Source organism: Sphaerisporangium sp. NPDC049002 (assembly GCF_040649355.1).
Classification (GTDB): domain Bacteria; phylum Actinomycetota; class Actinomycetes; order Streptosporangiales; family Streptosporangiaceae; genus Sphaerisporangium.
In genome coordinates, this window is sequence record NZ_JBEZFH010000067.1 from 1 (window position 1) to 20,204 (window position 20,204).

The following is a 20,204-nucleotide window of genomic DNA, read 5'->3' on the forward strand; positions in this document are numbered from 1 at the left end:
CCCGAGGTGGGCCACGAGCAGATGGCCGGGCTGAACTTCGTCCACGGCATCGCCCAGGCGCTCTGGCACGGCAAACTCTTCCACCTCGACCTCAACGGCCAGCACGGTCCGAAGTACGACCAGGACCTCGTCTTCGGCCACGGCGACCTGAAGAGCGCGTTCTTCCTGGTCGACCTGCTGGAGAACGGTGGCTACGAGGGCCCGCGTCACTTCGACTACAAGCCGCTGCGCACCGAGGACGCCGAGGACGTGTGGGTCTCGGCCGCCGCGAACATGCGGACGTACCTGATCCTCAAGGAGAAGTCGGCGGCGTTCCGCGCCGACCCCGAGGTCCAGGAGGCCCTCGTGAACTCCCGCGTCACCGAGCTGGCGCAGCCCACCCTGGCCCCCGGCGAGACCTACGAGAACCTCGCCAACGACGACTTCGACATCGACAAGGTGGCCGAGCGCGGCTTCCACTTCACCCGCCTCAACCAGCTCGCGCTTGAGCACCTCCTCGGAGTGCGGGGATGACCCTGGTCGCGGGAGTCGACTCCTCGACGCAGAGTTGCAAGGTCGTCATCCGCGACGCCGAGACGGGGAGCCTGGTCCGCGAGGGCCGGGCGCCCCACCCGCCCGGCACCGCGATCCACCCGGACCACTGGTGGAACGCGCTCCAGGAGGCGGTCGCCGCCGCGGGCGGCCTCGCCGACGTGGCGGCGCTGTCGGTCGCCGCGCAGCAGCACGGCATGGTGTGCCTCGACGAGCACGGCGAGGTCGTCCGGGACGCGCTGCTGTGGAACGACACCCGCTCCGCGCGCGCGGCCGAGGACCTGATCACGGAGCTGGGCGGGCCGAGGGCATGGGCGGAGGCGGCCGGCAGCGTTCCGGTCGCGTCGTTCACCGTGACCAAGCTCCGCTGGCTGGCCGAGCACGAGCCGGACAACGCCGCCCGTACGGCCGCGGTGTGCCTGCCGCACGACTGGCTCACCTGGCGCCTGGCAGGATCGCCGGGCGTCGGCGCGATCACGACCGACCGGGGCGACGCCTCCGGCACCGGCTACTGGTCGCCCGCGACGGGCTCCTACCGCCCCGACCTGCTCAAGCTGGCCATGGGCCACGCCCCGCAGGTGCCCCGCGTGCTCGACCCCACCGGCCAGGCGGGAGAGTCACGCGACACAGGGCGGGGTGAGGCCGTACGACTCGCGCCGGGCACCGGCGACAACATGGCCGCGGCCCTCGGAGCCGGGCTGCTCCCCGGCGACGTGGTGGTCTCGATCGGGACCTCGGGGACGGTCTTCGCCTGCTCCGAAGTCCCGAGCCAGGACCCCTCGGGCGCCGTGGCGGGCTTCGCCGACGCGACCGGCCGGTTCCTTCCGCTGGTGTGCACGCTCAACGCCGCCCGGGTGCTGGACGCGGCGGCGCGCATGGCCGGCGTGACCACGGCGGAGCTCTCCGATCTCGCCCTGCGGGCCCCATCGGGTGCGGACGGGCTCGTGCTCGTGCCGTACCTGGAAGGGGAGCGGACCCCGAACCTCCCCGAGGCCACCGGGTCGGTACACGGGCTGCGGCTGTCCAACTCGACCCCCGCGCACCTCGCGCGGGCCGCCGTGGAGGGCATGCTCTGCGGGCTGGCCGACGCGCTGGACGCGCTGGGGATCGCTCCAGGACGGGTGCTGCTCATCGGCGGAGGCGCCAGGTCCGAGGCGGTACGCAGGATCGCGCCCGCGGTGTTCGGACGTCCCGTGCTCGTGCCCGAGCCCGGGGAGTACGTCGCCGACGGGGCGGCACGCCAGGCCGCCTGGCTCCTCGCCGGCACCCCGGAACCTCCGAGGTGGGAGGCCGGAACCCCCGCGCTCTTCGAGGCCGACCCGGCCCCCGATGTCCGCTCGCGTTACGCGGAGGTCGTGGCTGGAATCTGACTCCGGTGTCCGCGCGCGCTACTCGGTGGCTGGAGTCCGGCTCGGGTGTCCGCTCGCGCCGCGCGGAGGTCGTGGCTGGAGTCCGGCTCCGGTGTCCGCTCGCGCCGCGCGGGGATCGCTGGACGGCCCCGACCCTGAGGCATCCCGGGACCGCCTCAGGGGTCGCTCAGGGGCGGCACCGGATGTTCGAAACGATCGTTTCGGGTCAGTCTTGGTCCATGCTGCCCCTGAGAAGGCTTTACCCCCTGGTCGCCGGAACCGGAGTGCTGGTCGCGTCGATCACGATGGCGGTCGGCCGGATCGGTGTCCCCCTTGACACGCTTCACCTGACCATCGGCCGGTCCACGGCTCTGGACCCGGGCACCTCGCTCGCGATGGTGATGCTCGCGGCGTCCTCGCTCGGGCTGCTCGCGTGCCTGCGGGCCGTACGGGCGCCTGTCGCGGGCTGGCCCGAGCGGCTGGTGGCGGTGTGGGCGGCGTCGCTGACCGGTGCGGCCCTGCTTCCGGGGACGGTCGCGGCCGACATCATGATCGTGGTCGCGCTGGCCGGCCTCGCCGGAGCCGCCGCGCTGATGGTGCGGCGGTTCGGCGACGACGAGCGCTGGCGGCCGGCGGCCCGCCCGCTGGAGTGGCTGTCCCTGGGCGCGGGCGGCGCCCTGGCCGTGCTGACCTACCTCGCCCTCCCTGGGCACCAGGTGCTGATCGGCCTGGTCGAGTGGTCCCTCCTCGGCATCGAAGCGGCGGCCCTCGCCGTCGTGGCCGTACAACTGATCCGCATCGCCTGGACTCCCGCGGCTCATCGAAAGCACCACAAGCGGCTGGGGGAGGTCTACCGCGCTGCTAAGCCGACACTAATCACGTAAGACCTCAATTCACCAAATATCACGGATGTATCAAGAAAATCGTCCGTCACAGTGCTAGTCTCGTCGCCGATCTTCGCCCTCGGCTGCCGGTCCCTGGCGGCACCCCGGCGAACCGACGAGGTGACATGGCATCGAGCGGGTCCATCCGGTTCACGATCTCCGCGTTGCCGACCGCGAACGAGACGGCGAGGAGGTGTGGGGATGTCGACCGAGCTGAACTGGCTGCTTGACGACTTCGTGACACGGGTGACGGACGTGCGGCACGCGATCATCCTGTCCAACGACGGGTTGCGCGTCGCGGCCTCCGGCAGCCTCTCCCGCGAGGACGCGGAACACCTGTCAGCCGTGGCCGCCGGCTTCCAGAGCCTCGCCAAAGGTACGAGCATGCGCTTCGGCGGCGGCGCCGTACGCCAGACCATCGTGGAGATGGAGGCGGCCCTGCTGTTCGTCACGGCGGCGGGTAACGGAAGCTGCCTCGCGGTGATGAGCATGATGGACGCCGACGCCGGCCTGATCGCCTACGAGATGGCCCGCCTCGTCGGCCGAGTGGGCCGCCACCTGACCACCCACCCCAGAGGCACGCTCTGACAGACGAGCCGTGCTTCGCTCCCATCCGTCAGAGGAGGAGGGTTGGGTGCGGGCCGGTGCCGAGACCGTCCTGGACAAGGTTTTGCCGACGCCGGGATTGAACGCCTCCGGCTCGCGGTAGGGCTGTCCTGTGGCGTACGCGCCGAAGCGATCAACGCCTTTCTGCCCGAAGTCGCGCGCGAAGCGGTCCAGGCCCAGGAATCTGTGAGGGCAGTGGATGGGAGATCTATTACACGGTCATTCGATCCAGGCGCGCTTCGCCATGCTCGCGGCGGCCGCGTCTCTGCTCCTCATGACCCTGATGGGCATCGGGTTCGACCTCGCCGTTCGCAACCAGGTTCAGAATCAGGTCTTCAATCAGACCCAGGGGGCGGCGACCGAATGGATCGCCTTGATGAGAACCGGCGGGAGGCTGCCCCCGCCCCCCAACACGCCCGTGGACGTGCTCCAGATCGTCAACTCCCGCGGGAAGGTGATCGCGGGGAACGCCGGAGCCGTGGGATGGCCCCCGCTGAGCATCGTCCGGCCGACGGCCGACAAGCCGATCGTCAATCTGACCGAGTGCTCGCGGGCCGGTTGTCACCTGATCACCGCGGTCCGCATCCCGCCCCAGGTCTACCCGCGGATCGTGGCGGACGAGCCTGACTTCGTGTACGCGGGCATGGAACCACCCCCCGTCCTGGCGTCCCACCTGCTGGAGTTCTCGACGTTGGCGCTGGGCATACCGGTCGTCCTGGCCACGACCTGGCTGACCTGGATCCTCATCGGCCGTACGCTGCGTCCCGTGGAACTGATCCGGGCGAGGATGTCGGAGATCAGCGTGACGAACCTGAGCCTGCGCGTCCCCGAGCCCCGGAGCGACGACGAGATCGGACGGCTCGCCCGTACCGCCAACCAGACGCTCACCCGGCTGGAAGAGGCGATGGAGCAGCAGCGCCGGTTCGCGCACGTCGTCTCGCACGAGCTGAAGACCCCCCTGGCGGGACTGCGGACGCAGTTGGAGGAAGCGCTGCTGTATCCAGACGACGTAGATCCGTGCGAAACGATCAGAACAGGGCTTTGCTCCGCCGAGCGGCTCCAGGAACTGATCGACGATCTGCTGGCGTACGCCCGGATCAAGACGGCTCCCGCGCCCTTGGAACCGCTCGACCTCGGCGCGGTGGTGAAAGAAGAGATGATCACGACGGCCAGGCCCGTGCCGGTGTCCACCCACGTGTACGGCGAGGTGAAGGTGCTGGGAAACCGGTTGCAGCTGGCGGCCGTCCTGAACAACCTCGTCGTCAACGCGCAGCGGCACGCGAAGGCGGCCGTCGAGGTCACCGTGCGGTGCGCCGCCGGCGCGGCCGTCGTGACGGTGATCGACGACGGAAAGGGCATCGCGCCCGAAGACCGCGAACGCGTTTTCCAGCCCTTCGTCCGTCTCGGTGAGGGACGACGCAGAGACCCTCAGGGCAGCGGCCTCGGGCTGGCCATCTCCCGTTCGATCGTCGCCGCCCACAACGGAACACTGAAGATCGAGGACTCGCCACGGGGCGCACGGTTCGTCCTCCGCCTGCCTTTGCTGAACGCCGTCAGGCTCACCCCACAGGGCCCGTACGCGACCGCGGTATGACTGCGAGCAGAGGGAGCGCCGGGAAGGTGTGGTCCTGCCACAGCAGCGAAGATCGCGTCGCCCGCGGCGGGCAGCCGGGCCGGGTCCACCGCCGACAGGCCGGACACCGTGGGCCGTACCCCAAGCTCGGCGGCGCAGGCGGCGGCGATGTCGGCGGCCAGTTCGGGAGAGAAGAACGTCCCCGGGACGCTCTGTGCGACCGCCCGGCGGAATAACCCGGCGGCGCGCGGCATGGCGAGCAGCGCGGCGACCGACCCGCCGCCCGCCGACTGCCCGAAGACCGTGACCCGGTCCGGGTCGCCGCCGAACACCCGGATGTTGTCCCGCACCCACTGCAAGGCCGCGACCTGGTCGAGCAGTCCCCGGTTGGCCGGGGCCCCGTCGATCTGCGCGAAACCCTCGATACCGAGACGGTAGTTGAGGGTCACGACCACGGCTCCGCTCCCGGCCAGGTGCCCGGCGTCGTATTCCGGGAGGCTGGAGTCGCCCATGGCGTAAGCGCCGCCGGGGATCCACACCATCACCGGGAGCCCTGCCGCCGGATCCGGTTCCGGTGTCCAGACGTTGACCGTCAACCAGTCGTCGCCGGCGGTGTCCTGGGACGCCCCGAGCACGCCGGACTGCGGGGGCGGCGGGCCGTACGAGACCGCCGGGCGCACACCGTCCCAGCCGCGCACCGGCTGCGGCGCGGCGAAACGCAGGTCGCCGACCGGCGGCTCGGCGAACGGGATGCCGCGGAAGACCGCCAGGCCGGCCTCCCGGCCGCCGCGGAGGACACCGGCCGCCGTGCGGACTTCCGGCTCGGACTCGGACAGCTTGCTGGACGCGGTGACGGCCACTTCGCGGTTCCTCTCCGGGTTCCTGCTAGGGCCGAGCATCCCAATGCGCGCCATCCGCGGGCAAACCATTTAGAGGTGACCCACATGAGCCTGAAACCCACACATGCCTCAGCGGCAGATGCTCCCCGCCATGAATTGCTCGCGCACGTGGACGAGGACGAGTCCACATGCGCCACACCAAGATCCGCTGCTGGGCATGCGGGCGTGACCCACTAGATCCGCTCGACGGACACGCGGCCGGCGCTCTGACCGGCGGTTCGCCAGCGGGCCCAGACCGTCTTGCCGGGGCCGTCGGCGAGCGGGGTGATGCCATGGTCGTGGGCGAGGGCGGCGACGATGGTGAGGCCGCGGCCGTGGGTCGCGTCGATGCCGAGGTCGAGGTGGCGGGGTCGACCGTTCCCATGGTCGGTGACTCGGACGCACAACTCCCCGGTGGAGGCCCAGAGGGAGAGCCTGATCGGTGGGTCGCCGTAGTTGACCGCGTTCGCCAAAAGTTCACTGACGACCAGGATCACATCGTCCGCGAGATCGCCGAACGTCCAGGCAGTGAGGATGCCGTTGACCAGTTCGCGGGTCTTGCCGATCACTGAGAGGTCGTGGGGGAGGTCCCAGCAGACGGTACGAAGACCGTCCGGCGTTCCGGGCATCGAAACTCCTCGGGATGGGTCAGCGGGTGGGTGGGGTGCCGAGCGGAACCGGTCGGCAGTGAGGCTTGAGCTGGTTGTCCGTTCTGCCTCGCGGATGAGGTCGCGTAGTTCGTCGGCGGTACGGGCCCGCACGATCAGGGGTTGGGGTGCGGGCCAGGTGGCGGCGGCGTAGAAGTGCCGTGTGCCGACGCCGTACCAGATGGACCATTCGGGTTCCATCAGGTCCAACTGGTGAGCGGAGGCCCGTTCGGCGAGGTCCCATCGCTGCCGGGTGGCCTTCTCGGCGGACGCCCCTTTCCGGTGCCGTCCACCTGGCCGTGTCTTGTGATCGCGTCCATTCACGCCGCCACCTCTCGCCTGTACGGCTGGCGTTCGACCTCTCGCTTGTACGGATCGCGCTCGCCGGGTGGGACTCGAGTACCGGGAGGCCGGCCACGCCGGTACGGAACGGCGACCGCCGTCGCGGGCTCCGCCGTACGCCTGGCCAACCCGACGTGGGATCCCGGCGAGAAGCGGTAGCGCTCGTACGGGATGCTGTACGGCTCGCGCATGGGCAGCGGGCGCACCGGGATCACCGTCGGCCACCGGCCGTCCAACCCGAGACGCCGCCGCGCGCTCATCCGGGCATTGACCTGCGCCGGAGTGGGCTGCTCCCAATCGTGGCCCGGCCGGTGCGGCAGGCTCGCGGCCTCATGCGCGTACGGCGGATGCCCACACCACCGACACCCAAGCGGCATCGGCGGCTGCTCCGCCCGCCAACGCACCAGGATGACCCGTATGGCCTTACAGGTACGCATTGGGATCGGACCTCCTGAGTCCCGTTCAAGGGACTTGCCTGGCCTTCACCGCCAAGACGAGCCCCATTCACGTATGGGCCAAAGGTGCAACTTGTGAGGATTAAGTACTCGGTTCGGCTCAGGAGCACTTCATAAGGCGACCGAGCACAGACCAAGGAACCGTTTCGCCGTACTGTCCGAGCTAAACGCTGTCTGGTATTACCGTCACGATGAAGTTCACCCTTTGTGACGGGCCGTGCGACCATAGTGATAGCGCAGTCCTTAACTTGCAAGGCGTAAGTTAAGTTACGTGCAATTGTCTGATTCGTACTGCTATGCAGTGAATCGCATCGTTTTCATTTCGCTGGGAGAGTGATGTCGAACAGTCCTACGGTCAAACGGCGGCGGCTGTCTGCCGCCCTGCGCCAACTCCGTATCGAATCTGGACTCACGGCCGCAGAGGCAGCCAAACAACTGGACTGGGATCCGTCCAAGATCACGCGAATGGAGCGTGATGAGTGGAAGCGGCCCGCTCCGCACGACATCAGAGGTCTACTCGACCTTTATGGAGTAACAGACGAGCGTCGCCGAGAAGCGTTGCTGACCCTAGCTCGTGAGTCACGCCAGCGGGGCTGGTGGGCTGACTATCAGGACGTCTTCAGGAGTTCGTTGCCCGACTTCGAAGCCGGTGCCTCAATGATCCGGACCTACGAGGCCGTGGTCATTCCCGGCCTTCTCCAGACTGCGGCCTACATGATGGCGATCTTTCGTGGCGGACAGGTGCTGAACGAAGCGGTCTTCGAACGGCATGTCCAAGCCAGACTTGCGCGTCAGGAGATCCTCAAGCGGCAAGACCCGCCCACGCTGGTCGCGGTCATCGACGAGGCGGCGCTTCTTAAGATGATCGGGGGTCCTGATGTCATGCGGGACCAGATACAGCACCTTGTGGAGATGGCCGGCCGACCCAACATCACCGTTCAGGTGCTGCCAAACTCCGTAGGGGCACATCCAGCCTTGGACGGACCTTTCGTTATCCTGGACTTCCCATCCCCTGACGACCCGAGTCTGGTCCATCTGGCGACGCTGACCGACAGTCTCTGGCTGGAGACTCCCGAGGAGATCCGGCGATATACCCTCATCTACAGCCAGGCACAAGCATCGGCGTTGTCGCCGGATGAATCAGTGAGACACCTGTCGGAAAGTCACAGGAGACTTCATCAACAATAGAGGAAGAATCGTGGATCAAAGCCCTCCGCTCGCCTGGCGCAAGAGCGTTTATAGCACCTCGAACGACAACTGTGTTGAGGTTGCGGTCCTGCCTGGCGGAGGGTGGCTTCTTCGCGATTCCAAGAATCCGCACGGACCGATCCTGCGCATGACGGGTAGGGAATGGCAGGCATTCATCGGTAGCCTGAAGAGGGGCGAGCTTGACTGACCAGTTGCCCCTGAAGAGTGCCATTTATTGACTAAACACCCAACCGCAATGGTGGATCAACGGACAAGGTCGAGTGGGCGGAGACCGGTCCGTTCGCCTGCTCTACGACCGGGCTCAGATCGTGGTGGGCCGGGCCACTGTGCCCGTTCGCGATCTACGGCCAACAGTGCTCATCAACCTCGAACGCGACCTGGAGCACGTGTTCGGATAGGGCTGGCTGCGATGACTGTGCCGATCACTCGTCACCTGAAGTTTCGCGTCACTCTTGAGGAGACGCTAGATACGAAGATCGTGGTCTGGGCCGCCGACCCTCTCGATGCTCCCATCCGGTCCGGGGTAACCGGCCGCACGCTTGCGGAGCTCTTCGAGGAGGTCGAGTCGGTGAAGCACTTCGTTCTTGATCTGCCCGAGGATGTCCCGATTTCGGTTGAGTATGTGTACGAGATATCTGGCGTTCCGCAGGAGCTTCTCGCTTCCTACCAGGAGGAGCGCGCGCATCTTCGTCGCACCGCTTCCGACATGGCGGCACGGCTCCGGCAGGCTGGCTTGACGGAGGATGACAGTGCTGCCCTTTTAGGCCTGTCGGACATGCGCATGAGCGATCTCCAGCGCTCGTGATCCCAGTCGACGCCCGCCGTTCCGGCGCTCCGGGTTGTTCATGGCCTGGGTGGGCAGCATACGGCTCACCACGGCACTGGGTCACGGGAGGGCAAACGACCGGCTGGACATTGCATGACCACCGGACGCACGGACAGCGCGTAGGCGTAGCCGGTGGAACGAAACTCGTCGCTGCTTGGCGCAAGTGCCGACGAGCGGCTAACAATGATCGCGTCGAGGTGAGCCCGCCCTGGCAGCGACGCTTCTCTGGTATTCGGTTGGCGTCAGCGACTGTACGGCTGTATGGGTGGTGCGAACCGCGAAGCGAGGCTGGGGTTCCTGCCGGGCGACGGGCGCCTGGCGCTCGCGCTTTAGTCCACGTCGAGCGGTCTCTCCGTTCGTACACCTTCGAGCACAGGGCCGAGTGCAGTGCTGATTGCCGCCCTGGCAGCGGAGGGCACCTCTACGATCCGGGGGGTGTACCACTTGCGGCGCGGTTACGGCCGGCTGTTCGACAACCTCGCCGAGCTGGGCGCCGACCTCACCACCGAAGCGGAGGTTTAGAGATGCCCCTACCCTTCACCACCGACGACACGGCTCTGTTGGCTGAGACGTTGCATGAGGTGGTCGGCGCTGGCGCGACTCCCGGCGGCCTTGTCGTCTGCGGCACGGTCGGCGGGGACCGGCACGTTCTGGCGGCCGGCACCGTCGCACCCGAGCTCGGCGACCTGACGCCAACCGAGCACACCACGTACGACATCGCCTCATTGACGAAGGTCGTCGCAACCTGGCTTCTTGTCGGGGCCACTCTGGCATCGGGGCTGCTCGACCTTGACGCGCCCGTCCGCGACGCGCTGCCCCCGATGTACGGGGAGGCGCCGAGCGCCGTGGCGACCATTCGTCAACTGCTCGCGCACACTTCAGGCCTGCGCGCATCCACCCGCCTGGACCTTTATCGCGGCGCAGACGCCCCACTGCACGAGCTTATGTGCCGCGAACCGTTGGAAGACCTTCCCGGCACTCACCGATATATCAACCGGGGGTACATCCTGCTCGGCCTGGCCCTGGCGCACGTCCATGGGCGTCGACTGGAAGAGTCCGCCGACGATCTGTGGCGCTCCCTCGGGATGTCATCCACAACGTACGGGCCTGTCACCCGAACGCCACAGGTCGCCCCGACCGAGCAACGCATCCCCGGTATCCCGCGTATCTGGGGCACCGCACACGACGACAATGCCGCGCTGATGGGTGGTGTCGCTGGGCACGCCGGCGTCTTCTCCAGCGGCGCGGACCTGGCCACCTACGCTGAGCGGCTTCTGACGGCGCAGACCATCGACGCGTCCGACCTTGGCGAATGGCTGCGGTACAGCTTTGTCCCGCAGGCCCTTATCGAGCCGGGGCTTGAGCGAGGGCTGTCGTGGATTCTCGCCTTCGGTGGCCGCATCGCCTACCATCACGGCTTCACTGGCACGAGTCTCTACCTGGCCCCTGAGACCGGCCGTTACCTGGTCATCTGTACCAACGCCGTCTATCACGGGAGCGCTCGAACCCGGATCGCTCCGCTGCGAGCGCTCGCCCTCAAGACGATCTCTACCGATTGACCTCGACAGGATCCCTAGATGAGTTTGCTGGCCCAGCACACCACGCTGCGCCTCGGTGGCCCCGCCCAGGCGCTGCTCATCCACACAGACCCCGCAGCCTGGCCCGATCTCGCCCACACCGTTCACCGTGAGTCCATGCGGCCGCATGTGCTCGGCGGCGGCAGTAACACCCTCGCCAGCGATGCCGGACCCGCTTACCCGGTGATCCTCATGGCGACCCGCGGTGTCACCGCCAACTCAGTCGCCGCCTGCGATGTGGAGATCACCGCCCAAGCGGGCGAGCCGCTATCCGAACTGGTGGGCTACTCGGTAGCCGAGGGCCTGTCGGGCATTGAATACCTTGGCGGAATTCCTGGCACCGCAGGCGCTGCGCCCGTACAGAACACTGGCGCTTACGGGCAGCAGATATCCGATGTCCTCACGCAGATCACTGCCTATGACTGGCAGTCGGGCACCATTGTCCGGCTCCCGTCCCCTGCCTGCGGATTCGGCTATCGCACGAGCGTCTTCAAGACGCACCCCGGGCGATGGACGATCCTCGCTGTTACCCTGCGGTTGCGGCGCAGCACGTTCGCTGCCCCTTTGGGCTATCGGCACCTGGCCGAAGAGCTCGGCCTCTCTCTTGGCGTCCGGCCCCCACTGGCCGAGGCGGCTGAAGCCGTTCTCACCGACCGGTACGCCCGCGGCCTCATCCTCCCGGAATCCGGCCCCGATGCACGGCAAGCGGGCTCGGTCTTCCTCAACCCGCCCGTCAGCGCCTCTCAGGCAAAGGCGATCCTTACCGCGGGCGGCCCCATGACGCGCGACCAGCACCGTATCCAGCGTGCCAGCGCGGGATGGCTCCTTGGGCAGGCGGGATATAGCCCGGGATGCCAACTCGCCCCCGGGGTGCACTGTTCCACGCAACGGACCCTGACCCTCACCGCTCACGAGGGTGCCACTGCTTCGGCCTTCCGCTGCCCTGCGTACCCTGGCGGCTGCGGTGCATACCGAGACCGGTATCCGTCTGCATCCTGAGCCGGTTCCGCTGGGCTTCGATCCACTTCCTGCGCTTGTCGGCCCCGCGCACTCCCCGTGAGCTCCCTGGTCGAGACTGGGCCGTACCCTTCCCTGGACGCCGTTCCGGCGCACGGCCTGGGTGGGCAGCACACGGCTCACCATGGCACTGGGTCACGGGAGGGCCGAATGGCTTCGGCCGCCGGATGCCGCCATTCTGTGAGGAGGTCACCTCGGACGCTCGGTGAGCTCCTCGGGCGGGGGTCTATGAGGGGTCCAGCCGTGGACGCCGGGCAGGCGTCCATGCCGGGGCGCGCGGGGTGGGCTCCTATCCGGCGGCTGGGGTGAGGGTGCGGAGGGCGTGTTCGACCAGGGTCACCAGGACTACCTTGGCGGAGGCGCGGCGGCGGACGTCGCAGAGGATGACCGGGATGTCCGGGTCGAGGTCCAGCGCGATGCGCACGTCCTCGGCCTCGTGCTTGTCGGCCCCGTCGAAGCAGTTGACCGCGACGATGAAAGGCGTTCCGCGCTGCTCGAAGTAGTCGATGGAGGGGAAGCAGTCGGTGAGGCGACGCGTGTCGGCGAGGACGACCGCGCCCAGCGCGCCGTAGGACAGTTCGTCCCACATGAACCAGAAGCGCTCCTGGCCCGGCGTGCCGAACAGGTAGACCACGAGACCCTCACGGATGGTGATCCGCCCGAAGTCCATGGCCACCGTGGTGGTCGTCTTACCCTCCACGCCGTCGATGTCGTCGACGCCGATGCCTCGGTCGGAGAGGACCTCTTCGGTGCGCAGGGGCCGGATCTCGCTGATCGCTCCGACCAGCGTGGTCTTCCCCACGCCGAAGCCGCCCGCCACCAGGATCTTGAGGGCGACGGGCTCCTCAGAGGGCTCGTAGGCCATTGATCACTTCCTTGAGAATGCGCTCGTTTGGGCGCGGTCCCGCCTGGGCGGGAGCCCGTACGCTGATCATGCCCTGGTCTTGGAGATCACCGAGGAGAACGCGGACCACGCCGAGCGGCAGGTCGATCTCGGAGGCGATGTCCGCGACCGACATCGGCCGGTCGGCCAGCTCAAGGATGCGTTGCTCCTCGGGGCCGAGACCGGCCTCGCCAGTGTACGGAGACCCGGTCGCCGTGACCATAGCGATCAGGTCCAGGTTGTCACCCGATGACCGCGTACGGCCACGGATAAGCGCATAGGGCCGTACGATCGGCCCGGCCTCCTCGTCGAGCCACTGCTCGCCACGCGTCGTCATGACAACGTCCGCCGGGGGTTGGTGGAGATGTGCTGGCCGACGCGCTTGACCAGCATCGCCATCTCGTAGGCGATGTGGCCCACGTCGGCGTCCGAGCTGCTCAGCACGGCGAGGCAGGTGCCGGTGCCGGCCGCCGTCACGAACAGGAACGCGGACTCCATCTCGACGATCGTCTGACGCACCTCGCCGCCGCCGAAGTGGCGTCCCGCGCCGCGGGCGAGGCTCTGGAAGCCGGAGGCCACCGCGGACAGGTGTTCCGCGTCCTCTCTGCTGAAGCCCTTGGAGGCCCCGACGACGAGGCCATCGGTGGAGAGGATGACCGCCTGGCGTACGGCGGCGACCCTGCTGATGAGATCGTCGAGGAGCCAGTTGAGTTCGCCGTTAGACGACACTTTGCCGGTCATTCGTCACCCTTCTCGCCAGTCGTCTGATGTACGTAACCCTCACTATGGTTGCGCAGCTCATGCTTTTGGTCACGCTCGCTCGGGCGCGCAATGGCTCCTTCAGAGCTCTCGGATGCCCGCCCCTGGAGGGCATTCTCGTCGTCGCGCCTGCTCACGCGCTCGTTCGGCCGGGCATCCGTCCCCGGCCCGACATCCGGCGGATCCTGGTCGGCTTCGGCGCGTCCTCGGCGTCCTCCTTGCTGGAAGGCGGAGAACATAGCACGAGCCTCGTCCGGAGATCGCTCGTTATGCCCGGAAAGACTGGGTCGTCCGATCTCGGACCCGGCAGGGGGCGTGGGGGCGGCGAGGGGGCCGGTGCTCTCCCGGAGCTGCGGGGCCATGTTCGCCTGGCGCACCCGGCGCGGCAGTCCCCTGTGGGTGCCCTTGGACGTGGAGGTGCGCGTCGGCAATGAAGGGGGATTCTCGGGGTCGGCCAGCGGCCTTCCCCTGTCGCCCATGCCGGAAGCGTCGATCGGGCCGGTGTCGGCGATGCTCGGCACGACGCTGAGCGAGGGGGTCGACTCGGGGGACCGCTCGTTCGGGGGGGTGAAGAACAGCGACGACTCGACGGCGGGGCCGGCGGCGAGCGCCGGAGGCTGACGCGTCATCCTGCCGGTGAGCGAGTCCCGGGCGGGCTGCGGGCCGGTCTCGGCCAGAGAGCCCGGGATGGGGCTCGGCGAGCCGTCGTCGGTCACCAGTTCCTTCGGGATGAGCGCGATGGCGGTCGTGCCCCCGTACGGCGACGCGCGCAGGACCACGCTGACGCCGTTGCGCGCGGCGAGCCGCCCGACGACGAACAGGCCGAGCCTGTCGCTGTCCGCCAGGTCGAACTCCGGGGGGTTGGTAAGCCGGTCGTTGATCGCGGCGTACTCCTGCGGGGTCAGGCCGAGACCCCGGTCCTCGATCTCGACCACGAAGCCGTTGGCCACAGAGTCGCCGCGGACCTGCACGCGCGTCTGCGGCGGAGAGAACATCGTCGCGTTCTCTATCAGCTCGGCGATGAGGTGGATGAGGTCCGCGACCGCCGTCCCGCTGAGGTAGGCGTTCGGCAGCGGAAGCACATTGACCCGGGTGTAGTCCTCCACCTCCGCCACTGCGGCGCGCACGATGTCGAGGACGGGCACCGGCTTGCGCCAGGCCCGGCCCGGGGCGGCCCCGGACAGGATGATCAGGCTCTCCGCGTGCCGGCGCATCCGGGTGGTGAGATGGTCGAGCTGGAAGAGGTCATCCAGCGCCTCGGGCTCTCTGGCGCGACGCTGCATGGCGTCGAGCAGGGTGAGCTGGCGGTGCAGCAGGCCCTGCTTACGGCGGGCGAGGTTGAGGAAGACCTGGCTGACGCCCCTGCGCAGGTTCGACTGCCCCACGGCCGCCTCCACGGCGGTGCGCTGCACGGAGCTGAACGCCTGCGCCACGTCCGCGACCTCGGCCGAGTCGCCCCCGGTGATCGGCGGGGCCTCGGTGTCGACGTCGACCTCCTCGCCCACGCGCAGCCGCTTGACGACCCCCGGGAGCCGCACGTCGGCGAGCTCGCGGGCGGAGTTGCGCAGGTCGGCCAGCTCCCGTACGAGACGACGGCCGAATCGCACCGAGATGATGATCGACGCGACGACCGCGACGAGGCCGAGCCCGCCAGCGAGCCCGATGCGGACCAGGATGCCGGTGGCGACGCTCTTGGCGCGCTCGGCGAGCGTGAGGGATGCCTTCGCGTTGACCTGGTCGAGCATGGCCGAGAGGTTGTCGATGATCGGCCGCCACCTGGCGAGCGAGCTGGGCAGGGGGCCGCCGGCGCGGGCCTTGCCGATCAGATCCTGCTCCATGCTGGTGAAGCGCTTGAAGGTCGGGGAGGCGAAGACCTCCTCGTACGGCTTGCGCAGCTCCTGGTCCAGCGAGGCCATGCCCTTGGCGTACTGGAAGCGCCGGTTGGCGGCCCATTCTGAGAAGGCGATGTACTCGGCGTCGGAGAGACCGCCCGTGATGATCGCCCCGCTGATCAGCGCGTTCTCGCGGGCGATGATCTCGTAGCCGTTGCCCATGCCCTGCATCGCCCCGGCCTGTTCGAAGATCGCCAGGTCGGGCACCGAGACCATGCGGTCGAACACGCGGAAGAGGGCGTCCATGATCCGGTTGTAGGACTGGGTGGTCTCCAGCCGGCTGGACTGCGCGGTGTCCACGTTGGCCCGGATGCTGGGCAGGTGCTGCAGTTCGTTGAGCAGGGACGTGAGCGAGACCTTCATCGCGTCGCTGAGCGAGGACTGCACTTCGGCGCCGGCGGCGCGGAATTCCGAGAGCGACTTGTCGGTGGCGTGGCGCTGGGTGGCGAGCCGGTTCTGGTCGCTGGACCGCGAGCTGAGGGTGCCGGCGGACAACGCGCGCTCGGCCTGAATCTGGAGGCCCAGATCGGTTGAGGTGACCCCGATGCCCTGGTAGACCGTGTTCGCCGTCAGGAGCGAGATGCCATCACCGATCGTGAGGTTAAGGACAAAGCCCCACAAAGCACTGAGCGACAGCAGAGGGAGGAGTAGTAAGGAAAAGATCTTGAAGCGGATGGACCGCTTTCCAGAACCCATGGTCACTCCTGCATCGCTCGGAGGCTCTAGCCGCATTTAGGGGGAAATGCGCCTCCGGAAGATCCACAGAAGGCTAGCACCGATAGGCTTCCGGCGTACTGGAGGACAGATGATTACTGTGATTACTGGGGCCAGTGCGGGCATTGGTGCCGCTGCCGCCGAGGGACTGGCCCGAGCCGGGCACGACGTGGTCCTGGTCGGTCGCTCCCGCGCCAAACTGGACGCCGTCGCCGGTCGCGTCGCGAGCGTCTCGGGCCGCCGGCCCGACGTCGCCATAGCCGATTTCACCTCGTTCGAGGACGTCACAAGGCTCGCCGCCGACCTGCTCGACCGGTACGAGCGCATCGACGTGCTCGCCAACAACGCCGGGGTCATGTCGACGAACAGGCAGCTGACGCGCGACGGCCACGAGATCATGATCCAGGTCAACCATCTGTCGCCTTTCCTGCTGACCAACCTCCTGCTCGACCGCGTCACCGCCTCCGGAGGCAGGGTGGTCACCACGTGCTCGGCCGCCGCGAGGACCGGCCGTCTCGACCCCGCCGACCTCGACCGTTCGGGCAGGCGCTGGAGCGGCTGGCTGCAGTACGGCGACACCAAGCAGGCGAACGCGCTGTTGACGGTCGCGCTGGCCAGGCGTGGTGTGGCCGCCACGTGCTTCCACCCCGGAATCATCAGGACGGGCTTCGCCCCCGACAGCCTCTACATGAAGCTCCTCATGATCATCCCCGGGGTCGCCCAGTCGCCCGAGCGTGGCGCGAGCACGCTGGTCCACCTGGCGACCTCTCACGACGGCACCAAGCACAGCGGGCGCTACTTCGTGAGGAGCGCCCCGGCGTCGGCCGGCAGGCGCATGACCGACCCCGGCCTCGCCGCCACGCTCTGGGACGCGAGCCTCGCCGTCACCGGGCTCTCCGCCGACGAGATCACCTGACCCAGCGCCGTCCGTTGGCGGGTGTTCGCCGAGGGGCCATCCGTCGTTCGCCTGGTTCCCAGGCAGTCTCGCTAGGGTTCGTGGGCTGTGACCGCCGCCACCGCCGCCCCCTCCGGCATCGCCGCAACCCCCGCCGCTCGCGATCCGTACCTGGACAACGCCAAGTTCCTGGCGATCATCCTGGTGGTGACGGGGCACCTCATCGAGGACCTCCGGGACGTGCCGGTCGCGCACGCGCTCTACTTCTACGGCTACCTGTTTCACATGCCGCTTTTCATCACCCTGAGCGGCTATTTATCACGAAATTTCACTTTCTCAGCGGGTAAGGCGAGGAAGTTGATCAGCGGCCTCGCCGTGCCGTACGTGATCTTCGAGCTGGTGTACTCCCTGCCGCGCCTCATCCTGTACGGGAAGCTGGACATCAGCCTGCTCGACCCGTACTACCTCACCTGGTTCCTCATGTCACTGTTCATGTGGCGGCTGTCGACCCCGGTGTGGCAGCAACTCCGCTGGCCGCTGGCCGTCGCGGTGATATTGTCGCTGCTCTCCGGCATGAGCGAGCTCCCCGACGAGCTGTCGATGAACCGAACGCTCGGCCTGCTGCCCTTCTACGTGCTCGGCCTGATGCTCCGCCCCGAGCACCTGGACTTCCTCAAGCGCCCCCCGGTACGGATGCTCGGCGCCTTCGTCCTGCTCACCGGCCTCGCCGCCGCGCTGGCCTTCCACACCGACATCGCGACCGAGTGGATCCGGTGGCGGCACAGCAACGACAGGATCGGTGTGGGCGACCTCGCCGGGACCCTGATCAGGCTCGGGATGCTGTCGGCCGGCGCGCTGCTGGTGGCCGCGTTCCTCGCCGTCACGCCCTCGCGCCCCACGTGGTTCTCCGGGCTCGGCACGGCCACGATGTACGCCTACCTGCTGCACGGCCTGGTGGTGAAGGTCATGGAGAGGTACGACGACGGGCTGGCCACACCGTGGGGCGTCGCCCTGGTCGCGGCCTTCGGCGTCGCGCTCGCCACCGTGCTGTGCACGCCGCCCGTGCGCCGCCTCACCCGCTGGGCCGTGGAGCCCGACACCTCGTGGGCCTTCACGATGATCCGCCGTCCTCGGTCCTCACACTGACCAGCTCCCGTACGGCCCTGTACGCGGCGCTGACGGCGGCGTCGGCGTCCGCTCCCGGCACCGAGTCGGAGTTGGCGATCGCGATGCGCCCGAAGCGCCGCCGGGCGGTGTCGGCGGGGAAGGGCCCGTCCGGGTAGAACGCGTCCCACGGCCGCGCGTACTCGGGGGCGTACCCGTGGCCCCAGCGGTTGACGGTGAGCCCCTCGATGTCGCGTGCGGGGTCGAAGCCCCAGGGGCCGAGCAGCCGGGTGAGCTGTTCCCTGACGCTGTACTCCAGCGTGCCGTACGGCGTGCCGAACAGCGCGCGGCGCCCCGCCACCGCCGCGTCCCTCGGCGCCATCCCCGGCGTGGCGGCGGTGTGGACCAGGTGGACGTTGATCGGCTCGTCCGGGCTCCTCGGGCAGCGGTAGGAGCCGACGCTGACCGGGGGGGCCAGCTCGGCGGTGACCCAGTACGCCCCGGTGAAGCGGGCGCGGCGGATCCCCGCCTCCCTGAAGGCGTGCCAGTCGCGAAGCTGCGCCGTCGCGGACACCAGCGGTAGCTTCACCGCCTGACGCAGGGCCTCCTTCTGCTCGGGCGGCAGGTCGCGGACGAGATGGGGGATCACCATGTTCCAGCAGGCCATGACCACCGCGCCCGCCCGTACGGTCCTGACCCTGTGGCCGTCGAAGTAGCCCACGGTCGCCGTCGCCGCCGTGTCGGCCGGGCCGTCGTTGCGCACGAGCACCACCGTGCTCGACAGGCGCAGCCGTACACGGTTCGCGGGACGGTCGAGGCTGCCGTAGTCGAAGGACGTGGTGGTGATCTCCTCCATCGAGGCCGCCTTCGCGAACCCGGGAACCATGCGTGCGATCATCATGCGGACCAGGGCCTGGTTGCCCTCCGGGAAGCAGTAGACGTCGGCGTCCTCGGCCGCCCAGTTCCTGGTCACCCTCGGGGAGTTGTACGCCGACGGCCTGGTGCCGTCCAGCTTCAGCCCCGCGAAGCCGGGATAGGTGAAGCGGTCCGCCCCCGCCCACGCGTCGATGGCGCCCAGCGCGTCCGAACCGTAGGCCCAGGTGGTGTTCGGCATCGTCTGGCAGAACCTCACGGCGTCGGGGTGTACGCGGCAGACGTCGCGGAGGAAGCCCGCGTACGTCAGCCCGGCCAGCCGTTCCTTCTTCTTCTCGTCCGGCAGGCCGGGAAACCAGTCGGGCGGATCGTCGAACAGCATGACCAGGTCCTTCCTGGCCTGGACCGCGATCGGCAGCTCCGCGACCCACTGCGCGGTCGTCTTGCCCGGGTTGAGCACCACGAGCTTGTCGGCCCCGAAGCTCTCCCTGTCGCAGAAGACGCCGTCGTGCATCAGCAGGCCCGGGTAGAGGTCCGGGTCGAGGCGCCCGCGCGACTCCACCCCGAGGCCGGCGAGCAGGTCCTTGCCGTCGGGCGACCACGCCGAGGGCGCGTACAACGAGCGCGAGCCGCCGTGCCCGACCAGCGGTCCGACGCGCCCCGCGGGCTGGAACTCGTTGCGGCGCGCGTGGCCGCCGACGTCGTCGTGGTTGTCCAGGACGAGCACTCGCGCGCGAGGGTCGCGCTGTGTCCAGGTGTAGGCGGCGGTGACGCCGCTGATTCCCGCGCCGACCACGACCAGGTCGTAGCTCTCCCTGGTGGGCTCCGGCGTGCCCGCCCGCTCCCAGAACCTGCCGTCGCGCAGGGCGTGGGCCACGCCGAGGGCGTCCGGCGTGTCGCCCTGGAGTCCCATGGAACGGGCGGGGAGCCTTCCCACGTGGCTCCGGCCGTGGGCGCTCCGGGCCAGGGAGCCGGCGGCGTGCCCGGCGACGGCGGCTGCGCCGTGCCGCGTGCGGGAGCCGAACGCCGCGCACGCGGCCACCGCCGCCACCCCGTCGAAGAAGTCCCTGCGGCTGATCTCACGGTCCATCCCGAGCCCGCGTCCCCGCCGTACGTCATCGGGTCCCCGCCGTACGTCATCGGGTCCCCGCCGTACGTCGTCGGGTGGGGGAGGAGGCCCGGAGTCGTTT

At 68.7% G+C, this 20,204-nt stretch carries 18 protein-coding genes and 2 pseudogenes; 12 read left to right on the forward strand and 8 right to left on the reverse strand.

What is annotated here, in order from left to right; translation table 11 throughout:
* From AB0B89_RS15990 to AB0B89_RS16010, 5 genes and pseudogenes are all read left to right on the forward strand, one after another.
* Positions 1–513, forward strand: a pseudogene (locus AB0B89_RS15990) (xylose isomerase); the annotation flags it as partial.
* Positions 510–1,901 carry a xylulokinase gene (gene xylB, locus AB0B89_RS15995; protein WP_358552898.1) on the forward strand — a complete coding sequence of 464 codons (1,392 nt, stop codon included), beginning with the start codon at positions 510–512 and terminating at the stop codon, positions 1,899–1,901. The pseudogene AB0B89_RS15990 and the gene xylB, both read left to right, overlap by 4 nt.
* Before the next feature lie 218 nt (positions 1,902–2,119).
* Positions 2,120–2,764 (forward strand): DUF998 domain-containing protein, encoded by a 645-nt coding sequence (locus AB0B89_RS16000; protein WP_358552900.1) that lies wholly within the window; start codon positions 2,120–2,122, stop codon positions 2,762–2,764.
* Positions 2,765–2,965: 201 nt separating this feature from the next.
* Positions 2,966–3,352, forward strand: coding sequence for a roadblock/LC7 domain-containing protein (locus tag AB0B89_RS16005; protein ID WP_358552902.1), 387 nt, complete (start codon positions 2,966–2,968; stop codon positions 3,350–3,352).
* 217 nt (positions 3,353–3,569) lie between these two features.
* On the forward strand, positions 3,570–4,964 hold the full coding sequence (locus AB0B89_RS16010) for a HAMP domain-containing sensor histidine kinase (protein WP_358552904.1): 1,395 nt from the start codon (positions 3,570–3,572) through the stop codon (positions 4,962–4,964).
* Positions 4,965–5,092: 128 nt separating this feature from the next.
* Here AB0B89_RS16010 and AB0B89_RS16015 read toward each other — a convergent pair.
* The 3 genes and pseudogenes from AB0B89_RS16015 to AB0B89_RS16025 all read right to left on the reverse strand — a co-directional run.
* Positions 5,093–5,872, reverse strand: a pseudogene (locus tag AB0B89_RS16015) (carboxylesterase family protein); the annotation flags it as partial.
* A gap of 143 nt (positions 5,873–6,015) precedes the next feature.
* Positions 6,016–6,450: an ATP-binding protein gene (locus tag AB0B89_RS16020; RefSeq protein ID WP_358552906.1), complete on the reverse strand. Its 435-nt coding sequence runs from the start codon at positions 6,448–6,450 to the stop codon at positions 6,016–6,018.
* Positions 6,451–6,788: 338 nt separating this feature from the next.
* Positions 6,789–7,070, reverse strand: coding sequence for a hypothetical protein (locus AB0B89_RS16025; RefSeq protein WP_358552908.1), 282 nt, complete (start codon positions 7,068–7,070; stop codon positions 6,789–6,791).
* A 531-nt stretch (positions 7,071–7,601) separates the two neighbouring features.
* Between AB0B89_RS16025 and AB0B89_RS16030 the strand changes: the two genes are divergently transcribed.
* From AB0B89_RS16030 to AB0B89_RS16050, 5 genes are all read left to right on the forward strand, one after another.
* Positions 7,602–8,453 (forward strand): helix-turn-helix transcriptional regulator, encoded by an 852-nt coding sequence (locus AB0B89_RS16030; protein ID WP_358552910.1) that lies wholly within the window; start codon positions 7,602–7,604, stop codon positions 8,451–8,453.
* 10 nt (positions 8,454–8,463) lie between these two features.
* Positions 8,464–8,661, forward strand: coding sequence for a DUF397 domain-containing protein (locus tag AB0B89_RS16035; RefSeq protein ID WP_358552912.1), 198 nt, complete (start codon positions 8,464–8,466; stop codon positions 8,659–8,661).
* Positions 8,662–8,883: 222 nt separating this feature from the next.
* On the forward strand, positions 8,884–9,279 hold the full coding sequence (locus AB0B89_RS16040) for a hypothetical protein (protein WP_358552914.1): 396 nt from the start codon (positions 8,884–8,886) through the stop codon (positions 9,277–9,279).
* 545 nt (positions 9,280–9,824) lie between these two features.
* The gene (locus AB0B89_RS16045; RefSeq protein ID WP_358552915.1) at positions 9,825–10,859 is read left to right on the forward strand and encodes a serine hydrolase domain-containing protein; all 1,035 of its coding nucleotides are present in this window, start codon (positions 9,825–9,827) and stop codon (positions 10,857–10,859) included.
* 18 nt (positions 10,860–10,877) lie between these two features.
* Positions 10,878–11,876 carry a UDP-N-acetylmuramate dehydrogenase gene (locus tag AB0B89_RS16050; protein WP_358552917.1) on the forward strand — a complete coding sequence of 333 codons (999 nt, stop codon included), beginning with the start codon at positions 10,878–10,880 and terminating at the stop codon, positions 11,874–11,876.
* Positions 11,877–12,183: 307 nt separating this feature from the next.
* Here AB0B89_RS16050 and AB0B89_RS16055 read toward each other — a convergent pair whose 3' ends face one another.
* Genes AB0B89_RS16055 through AB0B89_RS16070 form a run of 4 tightly spaced genes read right to left on the reverse strand, consistent with a single transcriptional unit; the run spans position 12,184 to position 16,124 of the window.
* Positions 12,184–12,759 (reverse strand): ATP/GTP-binding protein, encoded by a 576-nt coding sequence (locus AB0B89_RS16055; protein ID WP_358552919.1) that lies wholly within the window; start codon positions 12,757–12,759, stop codon positions 12,184–12,186.
* The gene (locus tag AB0B89_RS16060) at positions 12,740–13,114 is read right to left on the reverse strand and encodes a DUF742 domain-containing protein (protein ID WP_358552921.1); all 375 of its coding nucleotides are present in this window, start codon (positions 13,112–13,114) and stop codon (positions 12,740–12,742) included. The genes AB0B89_RS16055 and AB0B89_RS16060 overlap by 20 nt, the downstream gene beginning before the upstream one ends.
* A complete protein-coding gene (locus AB0B89_RS16065) occupies positions 13,111–13,518 on the reverse strand; it encodes a roadblock/LC7 domain-containing protein (RefSeq protein ID WP_358552923.1) in 408 nt (135 codons plus the stop codon). The genes AB0B89_RS16060 and AB0B89_RS16065 overlap by 4 nt, the downstream gene beginning before the upstream one ends.
* Entirely contained in the window at positions 13,515–16,124 is a 2,610-nt protein-coding gene (locus tag AB0B89_RS16070; RefSeq protein ID WP_358552925.1) for a nitrate- and nitrite sensing domain-containing protein, read from the reverse strand. The genes AB0B89_RS16065 and AB0B89_RS16070 overlap by 4 nt, the downstream gene beginning before the upstream one ends.
* A 109-nt stretch (positions 16,125–16,233) precedes the next feature.
* Between AB0B89_RS16070 and AB0B89_RS16075 the strand changes: the two genes are divergently transcribed.
* Positions 16,234–17,058 carry an SDR family NAD(P)-dependent oxidoreductase gene (locus AB0B89_RS16075; RefSeq protein ID WP_358552927.1) on the forward strand — a complete coding sequence of 275 codons (825 nt, stop codon included), beginning with the start codon at positions 16,234–16,236 and terminating at the stop codon, positions 17,056–17,058.
* Between the two features lie 87 nt (positions 17,059–17,145).
* A complete protein-coding gene (locus AB0B89_RS16080; protein ID WP_358552929.1) occupies positions 17,146–18,183 on the forward strand; it encodes an acyltransferase family protein in 1,038 nt (345 codons plus the stop codon).
* On the opposite strand, the gene AB0B89_RS16085 is transcribed toward AB0B89_RS16080, so the two are convergent.
* The gene (locus tag AB0B89_RS16085; RefSeq protein ID WP_358552931.1) at positions 18,149–20,104 is read right to left on the reverse strand and encodes an FAD/NAD(P)-binding protein; all 1,956 of its coding nucleotides are present in this window, start codon (positions 20,102–20,104) and stop codon (positions 18,149–18,151) included. The genes AB0B89_RS16080 and AB0B89_RS16085 overlap by 35 nt on opposite strands.
* Between the last annotated feature and the right edge of the window lie 100 nt (positions 20,105–20,204).